The organism is Pantoea sp. SIMBA_079 (assembly GCF_046940275.1).
Taxonomy (GTDB): domain Bacteria; phylum Pseudomonadota; class Gammaproteobacteria; order Enterobacterales; family Enterobacteriaceae; genus Pantoea; species Pantoea borealis.
On sequence record NZ_JAWRYR010001045.1, the window covers coordinates 1 to 228 of the forward strand.

At 70.2% G+C, this 228-nt stretch carries 1 protein-coding gene; it reads left to right on the forward strand.

The window, feature by feature from the left end; translation table 11 throughout:
* A partial coding sequence (locus SB719_RS23110) for a hypothetical protein (protein ID WP_412160184.1) occupies positions 1-228 on the forward strand: 228 nt, incomplete at both ends.

Genomic DNA, 228 nt, shown 5'->3' on the forward strand with positions numbered 1-228 from the left:
GGGTGGACGCCGCGCCGGCTGGTCGACAACTTCGATGCCGAATGGGGCCTGATCGGCAGCCGCGGCAGCACGCTGTATCTGGCGACGACCCGCGACGCGGAACGGCGGCGGATCGTGGGCATCGACGTCGCCGATACGGACGCGCGCTTCATCGATGTCGTCGGCGAGCAGGCGCACACGCTCAACGACGCCGCATTGCTCGGCGACCGCCTGCTGGTGGCGTACCTC